14 protein-coding genes are annotated in these 21,209 nt (G+C 45.3%); 12 read left to right on the top strand and 2 right to left on the bottom strand.

Annotation, left to right across the window (positions count from 1 at the left end):
- The first annotated feature begins 78 nt into the window (after positions 1-78).
- Positions 79-2,901: an outer membrane beta-barrel protein gene (locus tag P2W76_RS07205; protein ID WP_276346989.1), complete on the top strand. Its 2,823-nt coding sequence runs from the start codon at positions 79-81 to the stop codon at positions 2,899-2,901.
- A gap of 5 nt (positions 2,902-2,906) precedes the next feature.
- On the opposite strand, the gene P2W76_RS07200 is transcribed toward P2W76_RS07205, so the two are convergent.
- Positions 2,907-4,235 (bottom strand): HAMP domain-containing sensor histidine kinase, encoded by a 1,329-nt coding sequence (locus P2W76_RS07200; RefSeq protein WP_276346988.1) that lies wholly within the window; start codon positions 4,233-4,235, stop codon positions 2,907-2,909.
- The gene (locus P2W76_RS07195) at positions 4,235-5,413 is read right to left on the bottom strand and encodes a sigma-54 dependent transcriptional regulator (RefSeq protein WP_276346987.1); all 1,179 of its coding nucleotides are present in this window, start codon (positions 5,411-5,413) and stop codon (positions 4,235-4,237) included. The genes P2W76_RS07200 and P2W76_RS07195 overlap by 1 nt, the downstream gene beginning before the upstream one ends.
- A gap of 17 nt (positions 5,414-5,430) precedes the next feature.
- On the opposite strand from P2W76_RS07195, the gene P2W76_RS07190 reads away from it, so the two are divergent.
- The 11 genes from P2W76_RS07190 to P2W76_RS07140 all read left to right on the top strand — a co-directional run bounded on the left by P2W76_RS07190 (position 5,431) and on the right by P2W76_RS07140 (position 21,205).
- Complete coding sequence (locus tag P2W76_RS07190) at positions 5,431-6,084, top strand: TolC family protein (RefSeq protein WP_276347028.1); 654 nt, start codon at positions 5,431-5,433, stop codon at positions 6,082-6,084.
- A 129-nt stretch (positions 6,085-6,213) separates the two neighbouring features.
- A complete protein-coding gene (locus P2W76_RS07185; protein ID WP_276346986.1) occupies positions 6,214-6,990 on the top strand; it encodes an SDR family oxidoreductase in 777 nt (258 codons plus the stop codon).
- 265 nt (positions 6,991-7,255) lie between these two features.
- Entirely contained in the window at positions 7,256-8,062 is an 807-nt protein-coding gene (locus P2W76_RS07180) for a phytanoyl-CoA dioxygenase family protein (protein WP_276346985.1), read from the top strand.
- A gap of 21 nt (positions 8,063-8,083) precedes the next feature.
- The gene (locus tag P2W76_RS07175) at positions 8,084-8,776 is read left to right on the top strand and encodes a CDP-alcohol phosphatidyltransferase family protein (protein ID WP_276346983.1); all 693 of its coding nucleotides are present in this window, start codon (positions 8,084-8,086) and stop codon (positions 8,774-8,776) included.
- A complete protein-coding gene (locus P2W76_RS07170) occupies positions 8,739-9,173 on the top strand; it encodes a GtrA family protein (RefSeq protein WP_276346982.1) in 435 nt (144 codons plus the stop codon). The genes P2W76_RS07175 and P2W76_RS07170 overlap by 38 nt, the downstream gene beginning before the upstream one ends.
- 168 nt (positions 9,174-9,341) lie before the next feature.
- Positions 9,342-9,761 carry a hypothetical protein gene (locus P2W76_RS07165; RefSeq protein WP_276346981.1) on the top strand — a complete coding sequence of 140 codons (420 nt, stop codon included), beginning with the start codon at positions 9,342-9,344 and terminating at the stop codon, positions 9,759-9,761.
- Between the two features lie 86 nt (positions 9,762-9,847).
- A complete protein-coding gene (locus P2W76_RS07160) occupies positions 9,848-11,350 on the top strand; it encodes a PQQ-dependent sugar dehydrogenase (protein ID WP_276346980.1) in 1,503 nt (500 codons plus the stop codon).
- A gap of 16 nt (positions 11,351-11,366) precedes the next feature.
- A complete protein-coding gene (locus P2W76_RS07155) occupies positions 11,367-13,331 on the top strand; it encodes a hypothetical protein (RefSeq protein WP_276346979.1) in 1,965 nt (654 codons plus the stop codon).
- 78 nt (positions 13,332-13,409) lie between these two features.
- The gene (locus P2W76_RS07150; protein ID WP_276346977.1) at positions 13,410-18,452 is read left to right on the top strand and encodes a translocation/assembly module TamB domain-containing protein; all 5,043 of its coding nucleotides are present in this window, start codon (positions 13,410-13,412) and stop codon (positions 18,450-18,452) included.
- Complete coding sequence (locus P2W76_RS07145) at positions 18,449-20,719, top strand: BamA/TamA family outer membrane protein (RefSeq protein ID WP_276346976.1); 2,271 nt, start codon at positions 18,449-18,451, stop codon at positions 20,717-20,719. Before P2W76_RS07150 ends, P2W76_RS07145 begins: the two co-directional genes overlap by 4 nt.
- Before the next feature lie 66 nt (positions 20,720-20,785).
- Positions 20,786-21,205 carry a GNAT family N-acetyltransferase gene (locus tag P2W76_RS07140; protein WP_276346975.1) on the top strand — a complete coding sequence of 140 codons (420 nt, stop codon included), beginning with the start codon at positions 20,786-20,788 and terminating at the stop codon, positions 21,203-21,205.
- The last annotated feature ends 4 nt before the right edge of the window (positions 21,206-21,209 follow it).

Here is a 21,209-nt window from a genome sequence, read left to right as displayed (position 1 = left end):
AAACCGGATTTAAACCTATTTGCACTATTGTAGTCTTAATCTCAGAAGCCCGCTAAACCATCCGGTATTCTTATGATTATGAGCAATAAAATTACACTACTTTTTCTCTTCTTGCTGGCGGGCAGTTCATTATTCGCACAAACTCCACGTAATGTAAGCGGGGTAGTTCAGGACACCGCGGGAGTTGGGATTTTCAGTGCAACTGTCAGACTTATCCCTGCAAATGGTGGTGATACCTTGTTAACCCGATCTGATGTGGACGGTAATTTCGCATTCAGGGGCGTTACGAAATCTAACTTTAATATTCTGGTAAGCAGCCTGGGTTATGCTCCTGCGTTGGTGGCATCGGCAAATGCAAATGGAGCCACCGCTATTGTTATACCTAAGATAATCCTTAAAGCGACAAGTAAGCTGATAGATGAGGTTGTTGTAAATGGTACTCCACCGGTATTAATTAAAACGGACACAGTCGAATACCGGGTTTCTGATCTGAAGCTAAAGCCTGATGCGGTTGTGGAAGATGCGATAAAGCGCCTTGACGGAGCAGAAGTAGATAAGGATGGAAACGTGACCGCAGCCGGTAAGCCGGTAACTAAGATCAAGGTGAACGGTAAAGAGGTTTTTGGCGGTGATATGAAAACCATCACTAAAAATATTCCTGCTGATGCCATCGATAAGATACAAATAGTGGACGATTATGGCGACCAGGCTGCTTTTACAGGAGTGAAAGAAGGTGATCCGGAAACTATCATAAATATCACCACCCGGCCTGGGAGGGATCATGGATATACAGTTAACTCAACCGTCGGTGGCGGAACAGAGGAAAGATATCAGGTGGGTCTCTTTGCTACCCAGATGAAAGGCGACCGGATATTAGGCATCAATGCTAACCTCAACAACAATGGAACACAGATTGGCGGCGAAAACTTCGGCGGCAGGAACGGGGCACGTTTTGGAGGTTTTCAGGGTGGAGGCGGCGGTAACGGGATAACGAATCTTAGCTCCGTAGCTCTTAACTACAATAATAAATTTGGAGAGAAGCTGCGGATTGCAACGTCTTACTTTTTCAATAACCGGGATCAGAATGCGATCAGCGATGTCTTCAGGCAAACGGCTAATTCAGTGGGTACTATTTTTAGTACTGAGTTCAGTGACGCAAATAATATCAGCACGCGGCATGGTTTTAATGCAAGACTGGAATATAATATTAATAAATCCAATATGCTGGTGTTTACTCCCTTTGTAAGTTTTGCAAAAAATGTAAACAAGAGCACCGGGTCGGTATTTCAAACCGGGGTAATTAATCAAAACCAGAATATAACGTCCAGTAATCGTTCGCTGACGCCGACTGTCAATGCAAATCTTTTATATAATCATTTGTTTAGCAAGCCACGCAGAAATTACTCGCTAAACCTGAATTTCAGGAATAGTAACCTGGAGTCGGATCAGGAGAATGACAACCATATAGTTTATAACGATCCCAGCGGCAATACATTGAAGGATTCCATTAATTTCCGGCTGAATTCTACGGCAAACAGGACTTTCAGCGCATCAAGCCGGTTCGTTTATAGTGAGCCGATCAGTGAAACCGGGAGGCTGCAGTTTAATTACGATGTAAACTATAATAACTATGATAACAGCCGGGTTTCCAGCCTGGCCGATGCAGCAGGAATCCTTCGGCCTATAGATTCCCTGAGCAATATATTCGACTATTCTTTTGTTTCTCACCGGCTCGGGATGAACTATAACTATAAAGATAAAAACAGTGAGCTTTCCCTGGGACTGACAGCTAATCCCACACATTTATCCGGCAGTTCGGCTACCTTAAACACAAATATTAGCCGGTCGAACTTTTTCCTTGCACCTATAGCCCGTTATCAATATCGCTTTGGCGGAACAAAGACCATCACGTTCAACTATTTTGGGTCAGCGGCCGAGCCTCAGTTCGCACAGTTGCAGCCGGTACGTGATGTTTCCAATCCTCAGCGTCCAATAGTTGGAAATCCGGATCTGAACAGCTCTTTTTCACATTTTATTGATGCAAATCTAAGGCTATCCAACCCGGAGAAGCGTTCGTCACTGATGTTTAACCTTCAGGCAAATACCATTGCAAATCAGATAGTACAGAATATCGTGCTTATTCCCGATGTGTATGGCAGCCGTAAGCAGGAAGTTCGTTACGTAAATACGAATGGCTATTATACTTATTTTGGAGGGTACAACTGGTCGCAATCTTTTGCCGACCGGCAGTATACCGTGCGACTGAGGGGAGATACCCGATTTACCAGGGCGGTTTCACTGGCTGACAATATTAAGAACTATTCAAACAGGAGAAATATCAGCCAGCGCCTCGCCTTACAGATTAATCCGGGCGAATGGATGGAACTGAGCCCAGAACTGATGTACAGCAGGACTGTTACGGACTATACCTTAGCTACGAATACCGATACTAAGATCAATACCTACGGATTAAATATAGACGGCCGGTTCCTGCTTCTGAAAGACAGATCTTTGATCTTCGGTTTTGACGGCAGTAAGACCTTCAATACAGGATACGTTGGCAACCTTAATACTAATCCATTGATCCTTAACTCCTATGTGGAGAAAAAGTTCAAGAATAATATGGCTACACTGCGTTTGAAGGCTTTCGATATCCTCGATCAGTCAAACAACATTACACGGACTGTTATCGATAACGGATTTACGGACAGTAATACAAACCGCCTTACTCAGTACTTTATGCTCACGCTAAATCTCAGGATCAACAAGTTTGCCGGCGGCACCCAGCAGCGTAGTGAAAGACCCGAAGGTGAGCGTGGTCATTTTGAACGAGGTCCGGAAGGACAGCGTGGCGGGTTTGGTCCGCCGAACGGAGGCGGCATGAGAAGAGATTATAATTAAGCTCTTCAAAACTGAAGTACGAAGCTGGTACCCTGTCCCTGCCTGGATGCAACCTGTATGTTTCCATTGTGAAGCACCATGATCTGTTTACATAGAGTAAGTCCGATTCCGCTGCCTGTTTTCCGTGTGCTGAAGAAGGGGATAAAGATCTTATCAAGCAGGTCCTCACTAATGCCAACTCCATTATCCATGATCTTGATAATGGTTTTTTCATTAGACCGGTCAGCGTAAAGAGTGATCTGGGGCGCTGCATTGCTTTTTACAGCTTCGATGGCGTTGACAAGAAGGTTGATCAGTACCTGTTCCACAAGTGTCAGGTCGGCCTCGAAAATATGGTTTGGGTCTTTGATTATTATTTCCAGTTCAATATTCTTTTGCTCCAGGGTTGGCTGCATCAGTGAATGAAGGTTTTCAAACAAGTCGCGTACAAAGAGCGGCTGCACGTTGGGCTTGGTGATCTTATTCAGGTTACGGTATGTTTCCGCAAACTTCAATAAGCCTTCACTCCGCCTTTTAATGGTGCCGATGCCTAATTCAAGGTCTGCGAGGCTATTATCAGAATCCAGGCCTTTATCCAGGCTTCCCAGGCGATTCTTTATCGTGTCGGCTAGTGAAGATATTGGCGCTATCGAATTCATGATCTCGTGGGTGAGAACACTTAATAATTTTTGCCAGGCTTTAGATTCTGTTTCGTCCAGAGCCTCATTAATGTTTTGAAATGCTATCAGCTGGTGCTTTACCCCGTTAGTTTGAAAGGCGGTAGCAGACAGCAGTGTCTTCACGTTTAGTTTTCGTGTTTCAATAGTGACTATCTTAGATTCACCCGGCTTCAATGCCATGATCTCGCAGAAAAGGCTCTCGTCCCGTTTAGCTAAGGAATGAATATTTTTAATATAAGGACGGTCAAGCATCATTCTTAACGATTCATTCATCCATATCACCTCTCCGCTTTCTGTTTCATAAGATAATATTCCCGTATTTACCAATTCCAGGATCTTTTGAAGGTATTGATATTGCGTTTCCTTATCCCGTGATACTTGCTGGAACATACGGCTTATTTCATTGAAATTCCGGTATAAGGGGGTGAGTTCAGCTATCGAATTTGTATTAAAATTCCTGGAAAAGTCACGGTAGAATAAAGCCTGTGAGAATTGTTCTACTTCTTTATAGAGCATAAACTGGCTGCGATAAAGTAAATAGAGCTGGTAGAGAATCAGCGGTCCTAATAACAGAAAATAGGTATAGCGGCCGGTAATGATAAAGTAGGCGGCTATACACAACGTAATAAAAAGAATAAAAGTCCTGAGACCTATTTTCAGTTTAACGTTCTCCATTACAGGTCATACTTGCTGAGCCGGCGGTAGAGCGCCGTTCTGGTAAGGCCAAGTTCTTTGGCAGCTTTGGTAATATTTCCGCCGTGTTTTTCAATAACCTGAAGAATTGCGTTCTTCTCAAGGCTATTCAGGTTAAAGTCGGTCTGGATCGGGGCAGTTGACTGAGATTCCAGCGGTGAAAATATCAGGTCACTGGCTCGCAGAATCGTTTCATCGGCCATAATTACTGCCCGTTCGATGGTATACTGAAGTTCTCTTACATTCCCGGGAAATGAATACTGCCTGAGCTTATCTAAGGCGCTGCTGTCGAAATCAGGTGCAGGCTTCATGTATTTATCTGCATAGATCCTGGAGAAATGTCTTGCAAGCAGCACGATATCATCACCCCGGTATCTAAGCGGGGGGATGATCAGTTCCATGGTATTGATGCGGTAAATAAGATCTTTCCTGAAGCGGGTCTCATTTGCCAGTTCATTCAAGGGCAAGTTGGTAGCGCAGACGAGCCGGATATCTATCGGAATAGGTTCATTGCTGCCCAAACGTATAACCTGCCTGTTCTGTAAGACGCTTAGCAATTTAGCCTGCTGCTGCAGTGAGATATTACCGATCTCATCCAGGAAGAGGGTTCCGCCCTGGGCAGCTTCGAAACGACCCATCCGGTCTTCGCGCGCATCAGTAAAGGCTCCTTTTTTGTGCCCAAATAGCTCACTTTCAAACAGGCTGTCTGTTAATGCGCCTACATCCACTTTTATAAATGGTCTGGCAGACCGGAGTGAGGCATTGTGAATTGCTTTTGCGATGAGATCCTTTCCGGTGCCATTTTCCCCCAGAATAAGGATGTTGGCATCCGTAGGGGCGATCTTATCCAGTTTGTATAATATATCTTTAATGATCTCAGATTCTCCTACCATATGAGGACCGGGGTCTTTCACCGTAGTTTTAGTCGACGGTAGCTTCCCTTTTGGTTTGAGGGCCTCTTTAATGGTTTCTATTAAAAGGTCATTATGCCATGGCTTGATCACAAAATCTGCAGCACCTTGCTTTAACGACCTCACAGCAAGGTCGATGTCGCCGTAGGCCGTAATCATGATCACGCTTATTTCCGGACGGATTGTCTTGATCTTATTTAGCCAGAAGAAACCCTCGTTTCCTGTATTGATCGCACTTTTGAAATTCATATCGAGAGGAACTTACCCTGGAATCCTTAACCGCGGAACAGTTTGCGCTTGTATATGAAGGCGACGCCACGCAGGTTTATCAGTCTGCACTGACTAATTATGCCGGCGTTAAGGCCGCGGATCTCAGGCAGAAAAGCGCCCTTTACAATGTCCGCGCGAACCGGTCGAAGTTTTATCCCACCGTTTTCTTTGATGCGGGCGTACGAAGCAACTTTTCCAACGCAGCCCGCGATGCACAGAACCTGCCGATAAGCTATTTCAGGCAGTATAATAACAATATTAGCCAGGGTTTCAGCATTGGTATCAACATACCTATGTTCAATGCTTTCAGAACACGGAATAATGTGGCACTTGCGAAACTCGTTAAACGTGAAAGCGACCTGGCGGCTGAGAATGTCCGGATCCAGCTGCAGCAGCTTACAAGCCAGGCTTATCTGAATATGGAATCTTCACGTGAGCGCTATCAGAACCTGCTCGAGCAAACAGAAGCTTTCGCGGAATCGTTCAGGACCATGGAGATCCGTTTCAACGCCGGAGTGATAAACTCGGTAGATTACCTCGTCTCAAAGAACAATCTTGACCGGGCGAATCAGAATTTAGCTACGAACCGCTATGATTTTATACTGAGAAAGAAGATCCTTGACTTCTATAAGGGAAAGGCTCCTTTGTAACTCTTCGCCGATTTGGTCAGAACCCCTGCCGCCGGGAAAGGATCGGATTGGTATTCTTCCCCGATTAAATCGGGGAAGAGCTGCGGTATTGCTATTTAGTTGTTAAATTAGCCGTATCCAAAAACAGCTATGGACAATTATGCCCTCATCACCGGATCAAGCAAAGGCCTCGGGCTTGCTATGGCACACTCACTGGCAAAAAGGAAGTATAACCTGATCTTAGTTGCCCGATCAGAACAGCAGTTACGCGATCTTAAGAAGGAATTGTCCCAAACGTACGGAGTTAAGGTAGAGATCCTGGCGGTCGACCTTTCGCTTCCAGGTGCAGCGTTATCGGTTTCAAAGTTCTGCGTGGAAAATCGTTTCCCGTTATCTGTGCTGATAAATAATGCAGGATACGGTGTTTGGGGTAAATTTGAGAACATCGTGCTGGAGGAACAGCTCAATATGCTTCAGCTGAATATTAATGCGGTTGTCGAATTGACCCATTTCATATTGCCTATATTAAAACAACAATCGCAATCCTACATACTTAACGTATCTAGTACCGCTGCATATCAGGCCCTGCCCACATTTTCCCTTTACGCGGCTTCAAAGGCATTTATCCTTTCCTTTACACGCGGTCTTCGCTACGAGCTGAGGAATCAGTCCGTCAGCGTGACGTGTATTAGTCCCGGGCCGATAGACACCGGCTTTGCGGATAGGGCAGGTTTATCTATGTTAACCGAGATGGCTGCTAAATTTAATATGAGGCCGGACGTGGTAGCTGAAATCGGTATTAATGCCATGTTCGCCGGAAAATCTGAGGTGGTTCCCGGCTTTACAAATAAGATCTCTGCCTTTGCAGCCCGCCTGCTGCCCAAATCCATCCTCGAACAGGTTGGCGCTAATATCTACAAATTCTAAAGCCAGCTGCTGTACCAATCCATTCCTGATTACGTTCTATATCTGCACTAACGTATACTAACCCTGTAGACTTTAATAATTGTTAAGGGATTGTGAATTTAATAGTGCGGAGATGAAACAAAATCGGTCTCATTAAGGTTCATGGTATGAAGTAATTGATACTAAGATGAAGAATATTGTTGTACCAGAATTGCTAGTGTTAAGTTTTTGTCGCTGAGTACCACTGCATTTTTAATTAATCAATATTGCTATTCAGAAAGAAATCATGGGCTTTACATATTCCACATTTCACCTCGCAGAGAAACTTACAGAGGAACAGAAGGAATTCTTCAACAAACACGGATTTATTCATTTCAAAAAAATAATCACACCTGAAACAATTGGCCAGATCATCAAAGCATCGGGAGATGTTCAAGAAAAATGGATTAGAAACGGTGTAAAAAAGGTTAATGGGGTTCCCATTAAATATGGGGCAGATCTTAACGGTGAACCTATAGTGCAGCGTTTTGCCTTTATCAACCAACATCACGACGCATTACAAGGCTTATTGCTGGATCCCCGGTTGAAGAGCTTGCTTGAATTGGCCGGCGAAGGTGCCCGTTTAGGGGAGAATGAAAAAGACGGTATGGTCTTTAATCATTATGTAAACAGCGAGCACAGTAAGTTTACCCAAATGGGCTGGCATACTGATGGCCTCCGGGATATATTCCATGGAGGCAAGCTAAACCCAATGTTAAACGTTGGTATCCATCTCGATAATTTAAAGCCGGAGAATGGCGGCCTTAGGATCATTCCCGGCACTCATAAGCAAAGCATCTACCAGATGCTGTTCAAAAAAAAGTACTTTCTGGATAATAACGAAGATCCGGAAGAACTGGCCATAATTCCTGAGGCGGGAGACCTTACAGTACATGATGGAAGATTATGGCACAGGGTGGCAAAATCAACCGTCGTGGGAGAGGAGAGCCGCCGGCGTGTGATATATGTCCCAATAATTGCCGGGAAGTATGCTCCTAAAAATCAGAACACGCCAACCGCCTTTTATCAAAGGTTCGCTGGTTTAGTTAAGTAAGGACGTTCAATAGTGGATATTGTGGGTAAAATAGATAACGAAGATCCTTACAGGATATTTCAAGATCGCAAGCGTACTAATATACTGGCGGGTCCCGAACAGCGGCTCATTCTTTACCTGCTTCCAAGGATACCTGCTTATATGAGCCCCAATATTCTTACCTTAATAGGAGGGTTTGGCTCTCTGCTCATTCTGCTGGCCTTTGTACTTGCCTGTTATCTAAATTCAAGCTATTTGATGATAGGGATAGCAGGGCTTCTCATTAACTGGTTTGGAGATTCTCTTGATGGTCGTATTGCATATTATCGCCATATTCCAAGGAAGTGGTACGGCTTCTCACTTGACATTATCATGGACTGGTGCAGCACCGTTCTGATCGGTATTGGTTATTATATCTATGCGGGACGTGATGATAAAATATTTGCCTTTGTATTTGTCGTGTTATATGCCTGGGCGATGATTATCTCTCAGTTACGTTATAAGATCACTGACCATTATACAATTGATTCGGGACTCGTCGGTCCAACAGAATTGCGTGTTCTTATCGCCCTTATCCTTGTGCTTGAGATTTGGATAACGAATTCAATTAATGTTTGTGCTTTCCTGATGTGTACCGCTCTATTCTTTATCAATTTGTCTGACACCAGGAAGCTGCTGAAGCTTGGCGATATAAGGGATGACCTGGAAAGGAGTAAAAATAGTGGGCAGCCGTAAGGCCTTTTATACGTTCGCGAGGGCTCAGGTGTCGGCCTTTATTGGAGGTGTATCCGATTACCTGCTCATGATCGCTCTGACCGAGTTAGCCGCTATTCATTATGCGGGGTCTATAATTATTAGCGGGATCCTGGGTGCTATTATAAATTTTTCTATTAATAAGTATTGGGCTTTTACCTCGCAAAACTCTGATCAAACCCCGCTCGGCAGGGACCTGCTGAGATTCGCTTTTGTCGTAGCCGGCAGTATCTTGTTGAAATCATCAGGGACTTACCTTATTAGTTCAGTGTTAAGCCTGGACTATCGTTTTAGCCGTCTGTTTGTCGAACTGATAGTGTCTTACGGATTCAATTACCTGCTTTTGAAATATTGGGTATTCAAACAAACCGTGCACTGAAATGCGGACTAATGTGTCCTGTATATTATCAGGCAGGACGCCGTATGTGCCCCAGCTTATAAATTTTATCTGATAAGGAAAGATATTGTGCCTTTAAGTAATGTTGATGGCCACTGTTTCGCTGGTATGTGATTTGGATAATTGGTTATAACCAATCGACGTCTACCTATGGAAACAGAATATAAGGATCAGGATGCTCAGGGAGCTAATGGTCAAAATTCACAAAACCAAAATGCCCGGTCGGATAAGGGTACAGATAATAAGCAAACTAAAGTTGATCCTACAGCCTGGCAGGGCGACAAGCCGGAACCGCAGGATAGCCCCGGGATAAATTCAGGGCAGGATGAGGCTTCAATGCCAAACACCGGTCAGCAGGGTTTTGATCAATATGAAAACAATAGCAGGCCGAGCCTGGAGAACAGGGCTTCCGAGGATGATGAACTTGGCGAGGAAATGCCCGAGGATTACCGCCGCGACGATTTTATCGAAGAAAACGATCTCGAACGGACCGATCAGGATTACCGTGATGGGGAAAACCAATCGGCCGAAGACCAGGATGATGAAGATGCCCTGAGAAATGGGAAATAATTAATTCCTGTGAGGATTTGTCGCTGCAATTAGCAAAAGCGATTTATTCCGGCAAAATTTCTATCTTTTGCCTCAAATTTAACAGGATGAAATTCTTTTATCTCAGCATACTGCTGCCTTTCTTTTTGCTTGCCTCGTATATTCTTGATGCAGAAGCTGAAATAGATTCAATAGCGTCTCATAAGCAGGCCGGCACGGGTGAAAATATCGACACACAGGTTGTAGCAAGTGGCCTTGATATACCCTGGGAAATAGCATGGGGGCCGGATAATAAGATATGGGTAACTGAACAAAAGGGGCTTATCAGTACGGTCGATCCTCAAACGGGAGCTAAGCATGTGCTGCTTCAGCTTAACGACGTATGGTTCTACCGCACCGCCGGGTTACTTGCCATGGCTCTTCATCCTGATATGAAGGCTAATCCTTACGTTTTCCTTAATTATACGTTTGAGAAAGATGCAAAGCGATTCTCAAGACTGGTAAGATATACCTGGAAAAAGGACACCCTCATCAATCCAAGGGTATTGATGGAAGTTGCTGCCAATAACGGGCATAGCGGTGCCAGGCTTTCATTTTCGAAAGGAAAACTTTATTGGGCGACGGGCGACGCTAACAATAATACATACGCTCAGGATTTCAATATCCCCAATGGAAAAATATTAAGGCTAAATATCGACGGTTCTATCCCGGCTGATAACCCAGTAAAAGGCAGCCCGGTTTGGGCTATGGGTTTCCGCAACATACAAGGGATGACCTTTTCTAAAAATGGCAAGCTCTACACATCCGAGCATGGCGATGCCACAGATGATGAAGTGAATCTTGTAGAGAAAACAAAAAATTATGGCTGGCCGGCAGTTCGTGGGTTTGCAGATAGTCCCAAAGAAAAGGAATTCAGCGCTTCTACATCTATCGCCGATCCTTTAAAATCCTGGACGCCAACCATAGCTCCGGCCGGAATGAGCTATTACTCCTCGAATACAATATCGAAATGGAATAACTCCTTGCTTCTGGTGAGCCTTAAGGCAAAGAACCTGAGGTTATTAAAGCTTAGCGCCGACGGGAACAGCATTATCAGCGAAGAGGTCTTCCTTGATAATCAGTTTGGTCGTCTGCGGGGCATCTGTATCTCACCTGCCGGAGATGTATACGTGTCTACCAGTAACCGCGACTGGACAAGGACACCAGGGAGCCCGCTTCCTGAAGATGACCGGATTATCAGGATATTCAAATCAGATAAAGTGATGAGTTCCCTTCAGCCACAGCAGGGACCGCAAGCAAAAACTACGCTATACCAGCAATACTGCGCGTCTTGTCATCAGGAAAATGGAACAGGTTTGAAAGGCGTATTTCCCCCTTTAAAGGGTTCTGCGCTTGTGAAAACCGCTGGCTTGCCCCTTATCAAAAAGATACTTAATGGCTCAGCCGGCCCCGTTGAGATAAACGGAGTGAAGTATGATGCCCAGATGCCCTCTTTTGCCTTTCTGAAAGATGATGAAATTGAGCAAATAGCGAATTACATATTGGCTATGCAAGCTGAAAGACATCCGGTGATAGATCAGCAGATTATTGCGAAGGCGCGAAATAACTAGATGCAATTGTAGCCAAATGATGAATAAAATTATTCGTGAGTTCTTTTTCGGATGTTTCTTACTAACATCAGGTCTTTCAGTCGGGGCGCAGGAGCCAATTCTTCGCAACCTTGGCCCCCAGATTAAAGCTTCCGTGATCCAGGGAAGCACCTTCCTGACTGATCGTTCGGGCAGGACAATGGTCTACACTGTAGTTAGGGGAAATCCAGCACACCTGCTGGGTTATACGCTTGCTGACAGAAAACTGGTTACCGATCTGCCGCTGCCCGGTTCAGATGGTGCCTGGGACCTCGCTGTCGCTTCAGACGGTTGGCTGTATATCCCGGGAGCAAAGGGTGTTTTATATCGCCATTTGCCAGGAAGCCAGAAGGTAGAGGATCTTGGTGTTGTTCTGCCCGGCCAAACGACATTATGGAGTCTTGCCGCCGGTCTCAACGGTGAAATATTCGGCGCGACCTATCCTGGTTGTCGGGTTTTCAGGTATCATCCTGATAATGGTTTTAGCGATGTCGGAAAAGGTCCCTTGGTTGAGTCAGAGAACTATGTAAGAAGCCTCGCCTATCACAAAGCCAGCGGGAAGCTCTTTGCCGGTGTAGGATCACACGCCGACTTGATCGAACTTGACCCGATCACGGGGAATAAAAGATCGATACTGTCCGCTGATCTGAAAGATATGGAGTTTATTTACGGCCTGGAGCTTCTCGAAGGCCTGCCTGACGGAGACCGTTTGCTGGCTCTGGTTACCGTAGGAAGCTTCACACTGGTGTATAATATCAGGACTGGTAAGATCGAATACAAAATAAAGCAAATGGATATGAAATCGGTAAGCGGACTTGACGCTGGCCAAAGGTTTTATTACACCTTGAAATCCGGATTATTTAGCCGGAACATCAAGAATCCCGATGATACGCCTGTAAAACATGCGGATGGAGTAGGTACCGCAAATGCGATACTACTGGAGGGCAAGCAATTAAGAATTCTCAATTCTGAAGGTATCCTGATTGAAATGGATACTGAAAAATTCAAGCTGAGCAAAACCAAGCTTGAAATTCCCGGTCAGCCGATCTCGATACAATCTATCATGAAAGGCCCGGATGGAAGGATCTGGTCCGGCGGTTACCTTGCCGGCGGCCATGCTGCCTACGATCCCGCGAAAGATATTACTACCTCTTATCCCGGGCTCCATCAGACGGAGGGCATGACCGTTAATGGCAAGGATATATATTTTGGGATCTATCCAAAAGGAATGTATTACAAATATGATACTTCAAAGCCCTGGAGTTTACAGAAGTCTAATCCTCTTTTTCTTGGACAAATCCCTGATCAAAGCAGATCCTTTGCTATATTTAATGAACCCCTGAGTAATAAGATATTTTTCGGTATGGTGCCTGAATACGGCAAGCTGGGAGGGCACCTGGTGGCTTACGATACCGAAACATCGGAGCTTAAGACCTATGGTGCAGTAAGTAAGGACCAATCCATCGTTAGTCTTACTTATGCAAATGGTCTGCTGTGGGGCGGAACCAGCGTCTCTGGCGGCCTCGGCATTATGCCCTCTACAACTGCTGCGAAGTTATTTTCCTGGGATGTGCAGAAGCAAAAGATCGTCGACGAGTTGATCCCTGTTCCGGGCGCAAATGCGATTACAGCAATGATACTTTCACCTGAGGGGAATATATGGGGTATGGCTGGCGGGACACTTTTTGTTTTTGATCCATCTAGCAAGAAAGTTTTAGAAACCCGCGAAATTTATCCTACGAGGCCTCTTACAACTCATGTATGGCGCGATGCTTTCTTGATCTGGCACCCGACGGGTAAGATATATGGTACCGGCAACGGCCAGCTTTTCCGGATTGATCCTGCGACCCTTCAAGTGGAACAACTGGCTAAGCCTGCAACCCTCCTCACAATGGACGACAACAAACGTCTCTATTTTCATCGTTCTGCGGAGCTCTGGCAGCTTACGCTTCCGGATCGCTAGTGCTATAAAACACAGTTTGAAGGTGTAATTAGCAAACATTTAGCGATGTATGTGGTTATATCGTCATACTGATATAGCTTGAAAAGATTCGGACTCATTTCCCTTAAGGTTTTACTATGGATAATCGGCATTATACTGTTCCTGGCTATTCTGGCGTTCGTTCTGATTCGTATACCCTCAGTCCAGAATTTCGCTAAAAACAAGGTTGTATCCTATGTAAAGGGTAAGATTAAAACACGTGTGGAAATCAATAAGATCAGCATGGATCTTCCTAAATTGCTGGTGCTTGAGGGTGTCTACTTCGAAGATCAGAAAAAAGATACCCTGCTTGCGGGAGATACCCTTAAAGTGGATATCAGCCTTCTGAAACTATTGAGCAACAAGGTCCAGATAAATGAGATCGACCTGCGCGGTATGACGGTGAACGTACAGCGTGGTGCAGACAGCATTTTTAATTTCGACTATATCGTAAAGGCATTCATGACTGAGCAGAAGAAGGATCCCGTGCTGACGGATACGGCTTCTGCGATGAAGTTCTCATTGGATAAAATCAATCTCGATCGCATCAGGCTGCGTTTCAACGATGCAGTCATGGCTAATGATGTGGACGTTTACCTGGGGCATTTCGACACACGAGTGCGTGAATTCGATCTGGACAAGATGAGCTTCAGCATTCCAAAAATCAGACTTTCAGGACTTAATGCCAGGATCATCCAATCGAAACCACTTGTTAGTCCCGAATCAGCCTCCGTAGATTCTGTGGAGGCAACCAAACCATTGGATATGGATCTGAAGCTGGGAACTATCGACCTGGATAAGATCATTGTCAGGTACCGGAATGATATTTCTGCAGTAAGCGCAGACGTGGATCTTGGTGAGCTGCTGACCGAGGTAACCAACCTTGATCTCAGAAAGCAAACAGTGGGATTGAATACGCTGGATCTTAAGAATTCAAAGGTTGCTTTCGCACTGGGCAGGAAGGAGCAGGCCGAAATAGTAGCTAAGGAGGCCAGCAAGGAGGTGGAGGCGGTTTCTGAAAACTGGAAGGTAAGGGCCAACGCTATCCATCTGGTGAACAATGATATCCGGTTTGATAATTTTAATATGCCGGCGATGAAACGCGGGCTGGACTTTGGCCACATGGATATTAAAAGCCTGAACTTCGCTGTAGAGAACCTCGATTATGCCATTGATTCAATATCAGGAAAGGTATTGTCAGGAAATTTTACAGATAAAAGTGGTTTTGACCTGAAAGAGTTACGCACAGAATTTACATACGGCAATACAAGTATCTTCATGAACGATCTGTTTGTTAAAACAGCCCGTTCAGAGTTGAAGGATAATATCAGGCTTACGTATCCTTCTCTTGCAAGTCTTACCAAAGATCCCGGGGAAATGGGAATTAATGCAAATCTGGAAAACAGCCGACTCAGCTTAACAGATATCATCACTTTTATGCCTGAAATGGCTGGTATGAATCCATTTAAGAGCTCACCAGATGCCGTGCTAAACATAGACGGAAAGATTAGCGGAAAAGTAAATGACCTCACTATCGGGGATATGAGCATCTCTGGTTTCAGAAATACTGCCTTGCGGGCATCGGCCAGGATCAAAGGATTGCCGGACATGACCAGGGCTTACTTCGATGTCAGGATCGCGCACCTGACTACCAGGCGAAGTGATCTCTATGCTCTGGCGCCACCAGGGACAATGCCAACTAATATCAGCCTTCCTGAGTCGCTCAGATTAAATGGCAGCTTTAAAGGAACGACCAGTGTTTTTAGTACTAGGCTAAACCTTAATTCCAGTTACGGCAGTGCTAATGCGGTGGCTGCGTACGACTCCCGCATAAAGGGACGGGAAAGATATAAAGCCGACATAAGGCTGAATAACTTTCATGTAGGCCATCTGATAAAACAGGACACCCTCATTGGAAGGGTTACCATGGCAGGGAACGCGGCCGGTACCGGTATAGATCCTAAAACCATGAATGCGGTATTCGCGGCTAGAGTGGTGCGTGCCCATTACAACGGCTATGGCTATACGAACCTAAATCTCAAAGGCAACGTAAGAAATGGTGATATTACTACCACTGCACAGATGACGGATCCAAACCTGGTGTTTGATGCGGATGTAAGGGCAAACCTCTCCGGTAAATACCCTGCTATTAAGCTATCGCTTGAGCTGGACAGCGCAAACCTCAGACCTCTTAACTTCCTGAAGGATGATGTTCGTTTTCACGGTTACGTCGAAGCAGATCTGGAAACGGCCGACCCGGATTACCTGAATGGCATTGTAACCCTTACCAACGCAGTAGTTGCCCGGGCAGGCGAGCGTTACCAGCTCGATTCGGTTACTGTTGTTTCCACAGCCAGTCCGGACAACAGCACGCTTAAATTAAGGTCTGAAGTGCTGAGTGCAGATATTTCCGGACAATATAAACTTACCCAGGTGGGGTATGCAGTGCAGGATCTCATCAGTAAATATTTCTCGATCGGCACTGCAGCAAGGCCCCCGGCATATACACCCCAATCCATGGTGTTTAGTGCTAAACTGGTAAACGGGCCGATGATCACCCAATTTGTTCCTGACCTTAAGGATTTGTCGACAGTATCCATAGACGGGCGTTTCAATAGCGCATCAGGTGAACTGGTAATGAACGCAACTGCCCCGCGAGTGCTGTATGGAACAAATGACCTGAATAACCTCCGCCTGGCGGTCAATACCGGAAACGATGCTCTGAACTACACTATAAATATCGGTCACATCAATACTCCGCAGCTGCGTTTACTTAACACCAGCCTGAGCGGCGATGCGAAGGATAATATCCTTAGCACAGACCTTCAGATTAAAGACGGGCAGCAGAGAACCCACTATCGTATTGCTGGTGATGTCAGGTCGGCAAATCCTGACTTTATCTTTAATCTCCGGCAGGACGGCCTTGTGCTGAATTACGAACCGTGGATGGTTTCCGCCGGAAATGAGATCCGCTTTGGTAGTAGCGGAGTTCAGGCTACCAATTTTGTATTGTCAAATAATGATCAGCGGCTTAGTGTAAACAGCACTCCGCCGGGATTGAATAATCCCCTGCGCGTCGATTTCAATAATTTCAGGATAGAAACGCTGACCGCGATGATTAAGAAAGATTCACTGTTGGTGGGAGGTACGATAAATGGCAACGCGCTGGTACGCGATTTCCAAACAAGGCCGGTATTTACCGCTGATATGGATGTTGATAATTTCAACTTCAGAGGTGATACCGTGGGAAATGTTGCTCTCCTTGTTAACAATGAGCGGACGGATATTTTCAAGGCTCGTGTGAATATCATCGGCGAAGGCAACCAGCTCGACCTTATCGGGGATTATAATATTGCTGACAGCAGCTTCGATATGGACCTGGATATTGTCAACCTTAACCTTAAGAGTATCCAGGGTTTCACTTTCGGGGCAATAGATAGTGCCAGCGGAAGCATCAACGGGCGGCTCGATATAAACGGAACGGCAGATGCTCCGAAGGTGACAGGAGGGGTCAATTTTAACCAGGCGGCGTTTAATATCACGATGCTTAACTCTTATTATAAGATTCAGGATAACCGGCTTACATTCAATAATGAAGGTATAAGATTCAATGATTTCACTTTAATTGATTCAGCACAAAATACCGCTTCGGTGAACGGCATGATCTATACTACAACTTTCATGGATTACCGTTTTGACCTCGATCTGGTTGCAGACAATTTCCAGGTTATTAATTCTACAAAGGACGATAACGAATTGTACTATGGTAAGATGTTTGTCAACGCTGATGCTACGGTTGGTGGGTCAATGAATTCCCCTGCGGTAGACGGCCTTATCCGCGTCAATGATAACACCAATTTCACGGTTGTGCTGCCCCAATCTGATCCGGCTATTGAAGAGCGCGAGGGGATAGTCGAATTTATAGATATGGATAGTCCCCGGCTGGCTGAAGTGTTAAGCTCGGACCTTGATTCGCTCAACCAATCGACTATACTGGGTATGAACGTTTCAGTCAACCTGGAGGTTGATAAGGCCGCAGAGTTCAATATTATTATCGACGAGGCAAACGGCGACTTTCTGCGCCTGAGAGGTGAGGCGCAGCTGAACGCGGGTATTGATCCGAGCGGAAAAATTACCTTAACTGGTGTTTATAATCTCGAGGAGGGCGAGTACGAACTCTCGTTTAATTTTGTCAAACGCCGGTTTGAAATTGAAAAAGGAAGTACGCTCACCTGGACCGGCGATGTGATGACGGCTGATATTAATGTGACCGCAACCTATATCGCAGATACAGCTCCACTGGATCTGGTCGATAATATCCTGGGCGATGCACCGCAGGCACAGCGGAATACCTACAAGCAGAAGCTGCCTTTCGAGGTGAACCTCACCATGACCGGCGAGTTGCTTAAACCCGTGATCGAATTTGATATCGTGTTGCCGGAAAGGAATTACAATGTATCCACCGAAGTTACCGGTACGGTAAATACCCGTCTTGATCAGCTCCGGCAAGAGCCTTCGGAACTTAACAAGCAGGTATTTGCGCTATTGCTGCTCAATCGTTTTGTGGGAGAAAATCCTTTCTCAAGCTCTGGCGGTGGCGGTGGTGCAGAATCCCTTGCCAGGCAGAGCGTTAGCAAGATTCTTTCGCAGCAACTCAATAACCTGGCGGCAGACCTGATTGCGGGCGTGGAACTTAATTTTGATCTTGAATCAACCGACGACTACACCACGGGACAGCGGGCCAATCGTACGGATCTTAATGTGGGGCTTTCAAAAAGACTGCTTAATGACCGGCTCAGAGTAAATGTCGGCAGCAACTTTGGACTGGAGGGACCACAACAACCGGGTGCAAGAACAAGTAACCTTGCCGGGGACGTTTCTGTAGAGTACCAGTTATCAAAAAATGGCCGCTATTTATTGAGAGCATATCAGAAAAACGAATATCAGGTGGCGATACAGGGGCAGGTAATTGAAACGGGCGTAGGCTTTGTTCTTACTATGGACTACAATAAGTTCAAGGAAATATTCCAGGCAAGGACAGATGATACCAAGAGACGCCGACGTGAAGAGCGTGCCGAAAAAAGAGAAGAAAAAGGGAAATGAGTAGAATAGCATACCGTTCATTAATTGTTTTGCTGGTTACGCTGTCGGCCTGCAGCACAACTAAATATGTGCCAGAGAATGACAAGCTTTATCTGGGTGCGGACGTTAAAATAGATGATAAGGACATCAGGAAGCAATCCCGCAAAGAACTTGAAGAGGATCTGGAGGTCTTGACCCGACCAAGACCCAATAGCTCGATACTGGGGATTAAGTTCAAGCTGATGATGTATGGACTTAGAAATGAAGCGAATAAAGGTTTAGGCAGCTGGCTGAGCCGGAAGTTTGGTGAACCACCGGTCTTGTTCAGTACGGTAAAAGTGGATTTTAACAGGGATCTGATCGCCAATAGATTGGAGAACAGGGGATATTTTCGCGCTACCGATACAACCGATACCGCCTTCCGGGGCGAAAGGAAGGTTAAGCTGATCTATCACGCCACAGCCGGTCCTCAATACATGATCAACAGCGTGCAGTTTACCACTGATAGTTCTGCTCTTGGGACAGCGGTGTCCGCTACCGCAGCCAATAGTATTTTAAAAGTGGGTGATGCATATAACCTGGATGCCATTAAAGCAGAAAGGAACCGTATTGACGGAAATCTTAAGGAGCAGGGCTTTTACTTCTTCGGGCCTGATGATCTTATCGTGCAGGTGGACAGTACCAATAATGTACATAAAGTCGATATGTACGTGAATATTAAGAAGACTACCTCCGCGAAAGCCAGGCAGGTGTATTCAATCAACGATATTTTCATCTATCCTAACTATAAGATCAGTGACAGTGCGAGTTTGAAGAAAGACAGCGCGGTTATTTATGGCGATTTTCATGTCATCGACCCCGATAAGATGTTCAAACCATCGGTATTTGAAAGAACAATGTTCTTCCGGCAGGGAGATGTTTACAACCGTACCGATCATAACCTTTCACTGAACAGGCTGGTTAACCTGGGCACATTCAGGTTCGTCAAGAATAAATTTGTCGAAGTCGATAGCCTCGGGGGTCCTAAACTGGATGTGTATTATCAATTGACACCTTTCCAGCGAAAGTCGATACGCGCCGAAGTGACAGCCCGTTCCAATTCGGCAAACTTTAATGGGTCTGAGTTTACCCTAAGCTGGAGAAACCGTAACACATTCCGCGGGGCTGAGCTGCTTACCGTTTCGGCTTATGTTTCAACCGATATACAGGTTTCGGCCGCCAGCCGCAGTTTTAACAATATTTTCCGTTATGGCGCAGAGGCTAACCTTTCTATACCAAGATTTATCAGCCCTTTTAAACTCAGTTCGAACAGTGCATTTGTTCCAAGAACCAGGATCCAGCTGGGTTACGATTTCCTTAACAGGCCGCAGAATTATACCCTTACTTCATTCCGGACTTCGTTTGGATATTCCTGGAAAGAAAGCGCGAGCAAAGAGCATCAGTTAAATGTGCTGGCTGTGAATTATGTTCAGCCTACCAATGTCTCTAAATCTTTTGACTCGCTGGCGGCACTCAATCCAACGCTGAAACATACCATTGAAAAGCAATTCATTATAGGGCCTAATTATAATTTTAATTTCACCAACAGTGCCGAAACGAACAAGCGACATACATTCTATTACAATGGAAATATAGATTTTTCGGGTAGTCTTCCGGGCTTGAATAATCTTATAAAAACTCAATTTTCACAATATTTCCGCCTGGACAACGACTTTCGGCACTACTTGAAAATAGGAACATCATCGCAGTTGGCAACGCGCCTGATTGCCGGCTACGGTCACTCGTATGGAAATTCCAGGTCGCTGCCCTACGTGAAGCAGTTTTTTATTGGCGGAACAAATAGCTTGCGGGGCTTTCGTGCCCGTACGCTGGGGCCGGGCACTTACCGGGATCCTAATATTGATGGAGGAGAAATAGCTGCCGACCAATCAGGCGATATAAAGATCGAATTTAACACCGAATACCGTCCCAGGATCTCCGGCATTGTAAAGGGTGCGATCTTTATTGATGCGGGTAATATATGGCTTCAGCGAGAAGAAACCGGTCCATTGGCAAGACCGGGAGTTAAATTCAGTAAGGATTTTCTTAAAGAACTTGCCGTTGACGCCGGTGTCGGTCTTCGCTTCGATCTTACATTTCTTGTTCTTCGAACCGACCTGGCCTTTCCTATCCGAAAACCATGGCTGCCTGAAGGCAACCGGCTTGTTCTCGACGAAATTAACTTCGCCGACCGTAAGTGGAGAAAAGACAATTTGATCTTCAACCTGGCCATCGGCTATCCATTTTAATTGCCTTTATTGTATTTGTGAATCTCATTGAGCATCTTCGGAAATCATTTCAACAGAATGAACCGGATGAACAATTATTCTATATCAACCGATAAAGCCTTATTGGATATCAATGTAATCGTTGATTATCTAAAAAACCAGTCTTATTGGGCTAAGGAACGCACGGAAGATGCTATCAGTAAATCGATAGGCAATTCCTTCTGTTTCGGAGTATATGATGCAGAGGGGAAGCAAATTGGTTTTGCCAGGGTTGTTACTGATTTTGCTGTATTTGCATGGTTAATGGATGTTTTTATCCTGGCGGAGTTTCAAGGTCAGGGACTAGGTTCGTGGTTAATAAGGGAAATAATATCACATCCCGAATTGAATACAGTGATGAAATGGGGCTTGGGAACTAAGGATGCCCATGCCTTGTACCGGAAGTTCGGATTTACATCATTATCAAAGCCCGAATTGATGATGGAAAGATCTGGAAGCGAGAAATAAAAAA

Source organism: Daejeonella sp. JGW-45 (assembly GCF_029360805.1).
In the GTDB taxonomy this organism is placed as follows: domain Bacteria; phylum Bacteroidota; class Bacteroidia; order Sphingobacteriales; family Sphingobacteriaceae; genus Daejeonella.
The sequence above is the reverse complement of the archived record's forward strand: the minus strand, read 5'-3'. Positions and strand labels throughout refer to the sequence as shown.

What these genes read in the sequence shown, in the direction of transcription:
- P2W76_RS07140 (WP_276346975.1), top strand. Translation starts at nt 20,786, where the DNA reads ATGAACAATTATTCTATATCAACCGATAAAGCCTTATTGGATATCAAT.
- P2W76_RS07200 (WP_276346988.1), bottom strand. Translation starts at nt 4,235, where the DNA reads ATGGAGAACGTTAAACTGAAAATAGGTCTCAGGACTTTTATTCTTTTT.
- P2W76_RS07145 (WP_276346976.1), top strand. Translation starts at nt 18,449, where the DNA reads ATGAGTAGAATAGCATACCGTTCATTAATTGTTTTGCTGGTTACGCTG.
- P2W76_RS07195 (WP_276346987.1), bottom strand. Translation starts at nt 5,413, where the DNA reads ATGAATTTCAAAAGTGCGATCAATACAGGAAACGAGGGTTTCTTCTGG.
- P2W76_RS07170 (WP_276346982.1), top strand. Translation starts at nt 8,739, where the DNA reads ATGACCTGGAAAGGAGTAAAAATAGTGGGCAGCCGTAAGGCCTTTTAT.
- P2W76_RS07180 (WP_276346985.1), top strand. Translation starts at nt 7,256, where the DNA reads ATGGGCTTTACATATTCCACATTTCACCTCGCAGAGAAACTTACAGAG.
- P2W76_RS07205 (WP_276346989.1), top strand. Translation starts at nt 79, where the DNA reads ATGAGCAATAAAATTACACTACTTTTTCTCTTCTTGCTGGCGGGCAGT.
- P2W76_RS07160 (WP_276346980.1), top strand. Translation starts at nt 9,848, where the DNA reads ATGAAATTCTTTTATCTCAGCATACTGCTGCCTTTCTTTTTGCTTGCC.
- P2W76_RS07155 (WP_276346979.1), top strand. Translation starts at nt 11,367, where the DNA reads ATGATGAATAAAATTATTCGTGAGTTCTTTTTCGGATGTTTCTTACTA.
- P2W76_RS07165 (WP_276346981.1), top strand. Translation starts at nt 9,342, where the DNA reads ATGGAAACAGAATATAAGGATCAGGATGCTCAGGGAGCTAATGGTCAA.
- P2W76_RS07185 (WP_276346986.1), top strand. Translation starts at nt 6,214, where the DNA reads ATGGACAATTATGCCCTCATCACCGGATCAAGCAAAGGCCTCGGGCTT.